The organism is Microbacterium sp. UMB0228 (genome assembly GCF_002871415.1).
GTDB lineage: Bacteria > Actinomycetota > Actinomycetes > Actinomycetales > Microbacteriaceae > Microbacterium.
Genome location: NZ_PNFU01000002.1, coordinates 329,109 through 337,849 on the forward strand (window position 1 = coordinate 329,109; position 8,741 = coordinate 337,849).

An 8,741-nucleotide genomic window follows, 5' to 3' on the forward strand; every position below is an offset into this window, starting at 1 on the left:
TCACGCCGCCGGGTACTGCAGGATCCACCGCGGGTCGACGTCGATGCGCACGGCGTCGCCGACGTCCCAGCGGTGCGCGCTCGCCGCGGCCGGCACGCTCACCCGGAGCGTCCCGTCGGCCGCCGACACCGTGTAGACGCTGTGGCTGCCGTGGTACGTGCGCTCCGCGACGGTGCCGTCGAGCGACGCCGTGCTGCCGGCGGTGGCCGCGGACGGCGACGCGAGGTGCAGCTTCTCCGGCCGCACGTAGCTCTCGGCCGTGGCGTCGAGGCCCGCGCCGATCGCGACGAGCTGTGCGGGGCTGAGTCGGTTGTTCTCGCCGATGAACCGGCAGACGAAGGGCGTCGCGCTGCGGTCGTAGATCTCCTCCGGGGTGCCCACCTGCTGCAGCGTCCCGGCGTCGAGCACGGCGATCCGGTCGCTGAGGGTGAGCGCCTCCTCCTGGTCGTGGGTGACGTACACGGTGGTCACGCCGACCTCGTGCTGCAGCTCCTTGAGCTGCTCGCGCAGTTGCACGCGGAGCTTGGCGTCGAGGTTCGACAGCGGCTCGTCGAGCAGCAGGATGCTGGGGGTGAGCGCGAGCGCCCGGGCGATGGCGACGCGCTGCTGCTGCCCGCCGGACAGCTCGGCCACGTTCTTCTCCAGCTGCGATGCGGCGAGCCCGGTGCGGTCGGCGACCTCGTCCACGCGCCGCCGCTGCTCGGCCTTCGACACCTTCTGCACCGAGAGGCCGAACGCGATGTTCTCCCGCACGTTCATGCTCGGGAACAGGGCGTAGTTCTGGAACACCATGCCCACGCCGCGCTTCTCGCTCGGCACGCGGGTCACGTCGCGGCCGGCGATGTGGATGCGGCCTCCAGTGGGCTCGATGAACCCCGCGAGCGTGCGCAGGGCGGTGGTCTTGCCGCATCCGGACGGACCCAGGAGGGTGAAGAACTCACCCTCCTGGATCTCCAGATCGAGGTGCGAGACCGCACGGTGGTCGCCGAACACGACCTCGACGTCGTCGAAACGGATCATCGTCTTCTCTCTCTGCCGGTGCGGGACTGCGCGGGTCAGCCGATGTACTCGAGCGTGACCTTCTCGACCCAGGCGCCGAGGTTCTCGCTCACGAAGCCGAAGTCGATGTCCTGACGGTCGAGCGTGCCCATGAGCTCGACGACCTCGGGGTTGGCCTTCTCGACCGCGCCCTCGTTCACCGGCATGGCGTTGAACTCCGCAGCGAACTCGCCCTGCACCTCGGCGCTGCCGAACCAGTCGATGAACTCCTGCGCCTTCTCCTCGTTGTCCGTGCCGTTGATCTGCGCGATCTGCTCGGTCACGTAGGGGACGCCGTACTCGGGCACGATCATGCCGGTGCTGGTGCCGTACTCCTCGTCGCGGGCGGAGATGCCGCTCGACGGCAGCACGCCGTAGTCCACCTCGTCGCGGGTGATGCGGGCGTAGAGGTCGGTGCCCTCCACGGCGGGGGAGCCGTTGGCGTAGTACGACTTCACCAGGTCCCAGCCCTCGTCGCTCACGCCGAGGTCGCCGTCCTCGTCGAGGTGACGGGTGAGCATGCTGGCGAGCACGAGCTGCGGGGTCGCCTGGCCGAGCGCGGGGTTGACCTCGTAGCGGCCGGCGTACTCCTCGTCGGTGTACAGGTCGTCGGGGTCGGTGGGCGCGTCGCTGATGCGGTTCTCGTCGTAGACCGTGACGATCGCCTGCTCCACGAGCGGCCAGAACGCGCCGTCCTTCGGGTCACCGGCGTCCGCGGGCACCTCGCCGCTCCAGGCCGGCTCGTAGGCCGTGATGGCCTCTTCGGTCTTGAGCTGCTCGAAGAACATGTTGTTCAGGCCGAAGACCACGTCGCCGACGGGGTTGTTCTTCTCCGCGATGATGCGGTTCGTCAGGTCGGCGCCGCCGAGGCCCACGATCTCGATGTCGATGCCCGCGTCCGCCGCCTTCTCGGTGATCCACTCACCACGGCCGTCGCTGTTCGAGTTCGTGTAGACGATGAGGGTGTCGCCGGAGCCGCTGTCGCTGCCGCCGCCGTCCGCGTCTGCGTCGCCGCCCGCCGTGCATCCGGTGAGCGCGATCGCCGCCGCGGCCGTCAATCCGATGAGCGCCCAGCGCCTCTGCTGCCTGTCGGCCATGTTCGTCCCTTTCTCGCCTTCGAGGTGTGTCGATGCGACACTACCGGTTCTTGTGGTGAAGGCACAAAGATTGTCTGGTTTCGTGAGCGCGGTCGCGCGTCCGCACTCAAGGTAAGCATGCGGCATGAACGCGAGGATGCGATGAGGTGAACGGGTGGGATCGCGCCGGACCTGGGGCGAGGCGCCCTGTTGCCCGGGGTGGAATGCCGGGATTCATTCGAACAAAGCTTCGAAAGTCGGGCGCTTCGGAGATAAAATGAAGCATGTCGAAAATGTCCGGGTTGCGCGAGGCGATGGATCGCCTCGACGAGGCGTGGGGCGCCGCGGGGGATGCGCCGGAGCTCTCCCGCGCGCAGCTCGTCGACGTCGCCGACGCGATCGGACTCCTGCGGCGCCGACTCGATGCACTGCACATCGACGTGGCGGCTGGCATCGCCCGGGAGTCGCGCGCCGAGCTCGGGGCCGACAGCCTGGCGAAGCAACGCGGGTACCGCACGGTGGCGAAGCTCATCGCCGCCGTGACGGGCATCTCGACGGGGGAGGCGCAGCGCCTGGTGAAGGTGGGAGAGGCGACGTCACCGCGGAGCGATCTGCTCGGTGCGCCGCTGCCCGCGCGGTACCCGCTCCTCCGGGAAGCGCTCGCGTCGGGTGCCCTCGGAGCGCCGGCGGCTGGTCTCCTCGTCGCCCTGCTGGATCGCTGTCGCGTGGCCGCCGGGGTGGAGCGCATCGCCGAGGCGGAGCGTGTGCTGACAGGCGCAGCCGAAGGGCTCGAGCTCGATGCCGTGCGCAAGCTCGTCCTCCGCGCCGAAGCGTGGCTCGACCCCGACGGCGTCGCGCCGCGGGCGGAGGAGCAGCGCGCTCGGCGTGGACTGCGCATCTTCGAACGTGACGGCATGGTGCACCTGCACGCGCAGCTCGATGCCGAGACCGCGGCGCCGGTCGTCACCGCGATCCGGGGACATGTGTCCGCCGTGTTCGCCGCCCGCCTCGACACTCCCGATGGCGCGGCGGCTGACGCAGACCGGCGCTCCGTCGCGATGATCCAGGCCGACGCGCTGTCCCTCTTCTGCGCGCACGTGCTCGGGTGTGAGGGAGATCGGCTCCCGCTCGCCGGCGCGACGGTGATCGTCCGGGTATCGCTGGACGACCTGCAGGCAGGAACCGGGTCGGCGACGATCGACGGGCTCGACCAGGTGATCGACATCGGTGCCGTGCGGCGGATGGCGGCCAGTGGGGGCGTCATCCCCTGCGTCCTCGGCGGGGCGAGCGAGGTCCTGGACTGGGGTCGCGAGAAGCGCCTCTTCACCCGAGCCCAACGCCTGGCCCTCGCCGAGCGGGACGGCGGGTGCGCGATGTGCGGGCTTCCGCCGGGGATGACGAAGGCTCATCACCTCCGCTGGTGGCAGCGGGACGGAGGTCCGACCGATCTCTCGAACGGGATCCTGCTCTGCGAGACCTGTCACCACCGCATCCATGACAACGGCTGGGAGATCGTTATCGAGGGTTCCGGCGTGGCCGGTCGGCCCTGGTTCCTCCCGCCGGCGTGGGTCGACCCGCGGCAGATACCGCGGCTGGGCGGACGGGCGCGCTTCGATGTCGCGGCCTGACGGGGTGTGGTCAGCCTTCGTCCGGTACCCAGCGCAGGAGGTCACCGGGCTGGCAGTCCAGCGCCGCGCACAGGGCGTCGAGCGTCGTGAAGCGCACGGCCTTCGCGCGCCCGTTCTTGAGCACTGCGAGGTTGGTCGGGGTGATGCCGATGCGTTCGGCCAGCTCGCCGACGCCGATCTTGCGGCGGGCCATCATCACATCGATGTCGACGACGACAGCCATCAGATCACCTCATCATCGAGTTCGGTCTGCAATGCTCGTGCCTCGGCGTCGCGCTCGATCGCCTGGCGGAGCAGGGTCTTCATCACCACGACGAGCAGCGCCGCCCCCGCGATGACCACGCCCGCGCCGCCGACCAGAGCGACCACCCCGGGAGCGACGGTGCCGGCGGCGAAGACCGCAGCCAGAGCCCAGGTGAGCACGGCAGCCGCGAGGATCGCCCCGATGATGACATTGATGGGTCCGAACGAGGATGCCCTGAAGATCGCTCCGCGCCGGACGCTCGTGAGGAGGAGCCAGACGCACACGCCCACCACCTGCAGTGTGACGATGCCGGCCCCGAGCAGCACCACGACGGTGATCCGTCCCCAGAGCTGCTCGTCAGCGAGGTCGAGCCACAGCAGAGGCAGGATCAGCGCTTGCACCGCCACCGACCCGGCGAGGGCGACAGTGAGAAGGATACGCAGTGCTGTGATCGTCGCCTTCGTCATGGGGACACCTCCGAGAGCTATCGAAGAACAACGAGAACCTATCGTTAATCGTTCGATATGGCAATCGACGGCATCAGCGGCGGAGGCGGGAGCGCACGCGTCGCGCGGTGCGTGCCAGGGCGTCACGCCAGGCGCCTCCGGGCCATTGCCGGTGCAGGCGCAGGCTGCCGTCGTCGTTCCGCACGAGTTCGACCCGCCGGCCCGCGAGAAGGGGCGAGCGGCCGAGGTGTGCGACCACGTCCGGGGCGGCCGTCAGCGGCGCCGTGAACACCCAGCCGGCCAGGCGGACCGCGACCGACAGATCGGCGTCGCGCCCACCGTCCTCGCGGAACACCTTCATGGGGTCCACGGCGATGGGCACCGCGTCGAGGCGCTTCGGGCGGCGCCCGCCGACCTTGCGCTCCGAACCCGCGGTGGACTCCGCGGGCTGCCCCGGCGCCGGCGTGTCCTGCGCGATGATGTCGACGCGGTCGGCGCGGCGTTCCTTGCGGGCGTTCAGCAGTCCTGGCGGGAGGTCCTCGGTCGCCGACAGCGGCAGGGACAGCAGATGATCCGCCGAGCCGACCGTCTCGAACACGAACGCCTCTTCGCCGTTCCGACGCACGCGGACGCGCACGGTCAGCTGGAGCCCTCCCCGCGACCAGCGCGCCGCGGTCACGGCGGCGGTACAGGTCGTCTCGGCCTCGAACGCGGCGAAGGCGAGCAGATCGTCGCGGCGATCGGCGCGCAGCAGAGCGGCCCGGATGCGCTGCGGGAACGACAGCCCCGCGTCCACGCCGGGTCCGAAGCGACGCTGCGCGAGCGGCACCACCACATCCAGCAGACGGTCGCGGTACTCCGCCGGATACTTCACCATCCGGCGCCCGGCGATCCTGTTGAGGATCTTGCCGCGGAACCAGTGCCGCAGCAGCCGATCCCGCACCTTCCCCGGTTCGGTGTTCGCCTCGACCACGTCGAGCACGGTCTCCAGATGCGGGAAGTACGACTCCGGCTCGATGCGGGCCGAGCTCGCGCTCCCCGGCTCCTTCACCCACGCGTAGCAGGGCTCGCTCGCGAGCACCGAGATCGTGTCGGCGGCGAAGTACGCCTGCATCACGAAGAGATGGTCTTCGAGCCGCACCTTCCCGTCGGGGAAGCGGATGCCGTTCTCCCGCAGGAAGGCGGTCCGGAACATCTTGTGCGGCGTCAGCATCTCCAGGATCGGGTCTTCCCCGAGCACCGCGTGCGGGATGTCGCGCTGGAAGATCTTGGCGGGCAGCTTGCGTCCGATGCCCACCTCCTTGCCGACCACGACATCGGAGCCGTTCTCGTCCGCGTAGTCGCACAGCCGCTCCAGCGCTCGCGGGTAGAGGCGGTCGTCCTGATCGACGAACTGCACGTACGTCCCCCTGGCCTCTTCGACACCCCGGTTGCGCGGAGTGCCCGGCCACCCGGAGTGCGGCAGCGACAGCACGCGCACGTGCGGACGGCCCTTCGCGATGCTCTCGAGCCGCGCGGCCGTCTCCTCTCCGGAGCCGTCGTCGCAGAGCAGGACCTCGAAGGACCCCGCCGGCAGCGTCTGCGCGTCGAGCGAGGCGATGAGGTCGTCGAACGACGCCTTCGGCCGGAAAACCGGCACCACGACGCTCACCCGCACGCGGCCCTCGGCCGCGCCGTCCCCGGTCGTACTGCTCATGGACGTCATCCCCCTGTGATCGTGACCGGCCCGAATCTCCCCCGCCGGAGGTTCCAGCCAACCATCCCTTCCTGTGGAGCGCGCCAGGCTCGCGCCGGAAGGCGACGACCGGGCGGGTGCGCCGGCGTTCCCACCCCGCATTCAGCGTTAACGATATATCGTTGACTATCGTTCACGACTGGGAGGTCATCATGAACAACGCATTCCCCTCCACCCCGTTCGGCGGCAACGGCAACGGCAGCAACGGCGGCGACTTCGTCGGCGGCCTCGGCAACCTCTTCGGCGGTGCGCAGGGCCCGGCCGGCGCGCTGTTCGAGGCGATGGACCAGCTCCGCAAGTCGTTCGAGTCGCGTCCCTCCGGCGGGTCCCGCATGGCCCGCGGCGACGTGCGCGCCGCCGTGCTCTCGCTCCTCACCGAGCGACCGATGCACGGCTACCAGATCATCAACGAGATCGCCGAGCGCAGCGGCGGCACCTGGAAGCCGAGCGCCGGCTCCGTCTACCCGACGCTCCAGCTCCTCGCCGACGAGGGGCTGATCGAGGCCGAGGAGCAGAACGGTCGCAAGACCTACGCCCTCACCGAGGCCGGCCGGGCCGTCGCCGCGGAGAGCACCGAGACCCCGCCGTGGGTGCCGTCCTCCGACAAGGACCGCGGCCGCGACGCCCGGTACAGCGCTCTGCCCAAGGCCGGGGTCGACCTCGCCGCCGCGGCCGCGCAGGTCGGGCGCAGCGGCTCCCCGGAGCAGGTGCAGCAGGCCATCGAGGTGCTCGACGAGGCCCGCCGTAGGCTGTACACGATCCTCGCCCAGGACTGACCGCGTCGTGCGGCGTCCGGCGCGGAACGGCGGAAGGATGACGCGATGACGGCAGCGGCGGCACAGGGTCCTCACCGAGCCCGGTACCGCCGCATCCTGTCGTTCGCGAGCCGTGAGTTCGTGGCGATCTGGTGGTTCGAGCTCGTGCTTCCGCGGTTCGGGCTGTCTTCCGTCGCGGAGCGCACGCGCGCCCGCCGCATGCAGCGGTTCGCGCGGCGGTTCCATACGCTCGCGGTCGAACTCGGCGGGCTCATGATCAAGGTCGGGCAGTTCATGTCCTCGCGCCTCGATGTGCTCCCGCCCGAGATCACGGCCGAGCTGGAGGGGCTGCAGGACGAGGTCCCCGCCGTGCCCACCCCGCAGATCCGGGCGCTCGCGGAGGCCGAGCTGGGCATGCCGCTCGAGCGGGTGTACACCTGGTTCGACGACACCCCCGTCGCAGCCGCGTCTCTCGGCCAGGTGCACCGTGCCAGGCTGTCGGCGCTCGACGCGGAGGACACCGGTCTCGACGAGGTCGTGGTCAAGGTGCAGCGCCCGGGCATCGACGAGATCGTCGCCGTCGACCTCGCCGCCCTCCGCCGGGTCGCGCGATGGCTCACCCGGGTCCGGATCGTGGCCGACCGCGTGGACGCCCCCGCCCTCGTGGAGGAGTTCGCCGTCACGAGCATGGAGGAGATCGACTACCTCCACGAGGCCCGCAGCGCCGAGCGGTTCCGCGAGAACTTCGCCGACGACCCGCGGGTCGCCGCCCCCGAGATCGTCTGGGAGCGCACGACCCGCCGGGTGCTCACGCTGTCCGATGTGACGGCGATCAAGATCAACGACACCGCGGCGCTCCGGGCGGCCGGCATCGACCCCTCCGCGGTCGCCGACGCCTTCGCCGAGGTCATGTTCGACCAGGTCTTCACGCACCGGTTCGTGCACGCCGACCCGCACCCCGGCAACATCTTCGTCACGCCGGTCCCTTCGACGGGCTCAGGGACCCAAGGGGGCTCAGGGACCCCGGGCGGCTTCCGGCTGACGTTCATCGACTTCGGCATGATGGCCGAGGTCTCCGACAACCTCCGGCAGGGACTGCGGACCCTCCTCATCGCGGTGACCGCGCGGGACAGTCGCGGCCTCGTCCGCGCCGCGAAGGAGATCGGTGTGCTTCTCCCCACGGCCGACACCGGCGAGCTGGAGCGGGCGCTGACCGCCCTCTTCGCGCGCTTCGGCGGGATGGGGTTCGCGGAGCTGAGCCGGGTGGACCCGCGGGAGTTTACCGACTTCGCCGAGGAGTTCGGCGACATGGTGCGGCGGCTTCCGCTGCAGCTCCCCGAGGACATGCTGCTCCTCATCCGGGCCGTGTCCCTCACCTCCGGCATGTGCAGCGGCCTCGATCCCGCGTTCAACGTGTGGGACGCGGCCGAGCCGTATGCCGCGCGGCTGCTCCGCGACGAGTCCGGCACCCTCATGCAGGACATGGCGCAGCAGGCGATGGCGAACGCGGCCACGACCTGGCGGCTCCCGAAGCGCATCGACGACATCATCACCCGCGTCGACGACGGCAACGTCTCCTTCGACACCTCGCGTCTGGAGCGCCGCCTCGACCGGCTGGAGGGTATCGCGCGGCGGATCGCCTCCGGCGTGCTGTTCGCCGCGATGCTCATCGGCGGGGCGCTGCTCGTCGGTCCGCTCCCGCCGCTGGGCATCACCCTGCTGTGGGTCTCGGTGCTCCCGCTCCTCGGCGCCCTCTTCCTGGGTCGTCGCCGCCCCCGCTGACCCCCCCCGCCCGCCAGGCTCCGCCCGAACCCCGCCC

8 protein-coding genes are annotated in these 8,741 nt (G+C 70.6%); 3 read left to right on the forward strand and 5 right to left on the reverse strand.

Annotated features, from left to right (window positions below; genetic code table 11):
- Together CJ226_RS05720 and CJ226_RS05725 are read right to left on the reverse strand one after the other, a co-directional pair.
- The gene (locus tag CJ226_RS05720) at positions 1-1,020 is read right to left on the reverse strand and encodes an ABC transporter ATP-binding protein (RefSeq protein ID WP_102208596.1); all 1,020 of its coding nucleotides are present in this window, start codon (positions 1,018-1,020) and stop codon (positions 1-3) included.
- Positions 1,021-1,055: 35 nt separating this feature from the next.
- The gene (locus CJ226_RS05725; protein ID WP_102208597.1) at positions 1,056-2,135 is read right to left on the reverse strand and encodes an extracellular solute-binding protein; all 1,080 of its coding nucleotides are present in this window, start codon (positions 2,133-2,135) and stop codon (positions 1,056-1,058) included.
- Positions 2,136-2,407: 272 nt separating this feature from the next.
- Between CJ226_RS05725 and CJ226_RS05730 the strand changes: the two genes are divergently transcribed.
- Positions 2,408-3,742 (forward strand): HNH endonuclease signature motif containing protein, encoded by a 1,335-nt coding sequence (locus tag CJ226_RS05730; RefSeq protein ID WP_102208598.1) that lies wholly within the window; start codon positions 2,408-2,410, stop codon positions 3,740-3,742.
- A gap of 10 nt (positions 3,743-3,752) precedes the next feature.
- On the opposite strand, the gene CJ226_RS05735 is transcribed toward CJ226_RS05730, so the two are convergent.
- The 3 genes from CJ226_RS05735 to CJ226_RS05745 form a co-directional block, all read right to left on the reverse strand.
- Positions 3,753-3,965 carry a helix-turn-helix transcriptional regulator gene (locus CJ226_RS05735; protein WP_062633238.1) on the reverse strand — a complete coding sequence of 71 codons (213 nt, stop codon included), beginning with the start codon at positions 3,963-3,965 and terminating at the stop codon, positions 3,753-3,755.
- Entirely contained in the window at positions 3,965-4,453 is a 489-nt protein-coding gene (locus CJ226_RS05740; protein ID WP_102208599.1) for a DUF2975 domain-containing protein, read from the reverse strand. The genes CJ226_RS05735 and CJ226_RS05740 overlap by 1 nt, the downstream gene beginning before the upstream one ends.
- A 73-nt stretch (positions 4,454-4,526) precedes the next feature.
- Positions 4,527-6,128, reverse strand: a complete 1,602-nt coding sequence (locus CJ226_RS05745; RefSeq protein ID WP_180964543.1) for a glycosyltransferase family A protein — start codon at positions 6,126-6,128, stop codon at positions 4,527-4,529.
- A 191-nt stretch (positions 6,129-6,319) separates the two neighbouring features.
- On the opposite strand from CJ226_RS05745, the gene CJ226_RS05750 reads away from it, so the two are divergent.
- Complete coding sequence (locus CJ226_RS05750; RefSeq protein ID WP_062633378.1) at positions 6,320-6,943, forward strand: PadR family transcriptional regulator; 624 nt, start codon at positions 6,320-6,322, stop codon at positions 6,941-6,943.
- A 45-nt stretch (positions 6,944-6,988) separates the two neighbouring features.
- Positions 6,989-8,704 carry an AarF/ABC1/UbiB kinase family protein gene (locus tag CJ226_RS05755; protein ID WP_102208601.1) on the forward strand — a complete coding sequence of 572 codons (1,716 nt, stop codon included), beginning with the start codon at positions 6,989-6,991 and terminating at the stop codon, positions 8,702-8,704.
- Positions 8,705-8,741 lie beyond the last annotated feature (37 nt).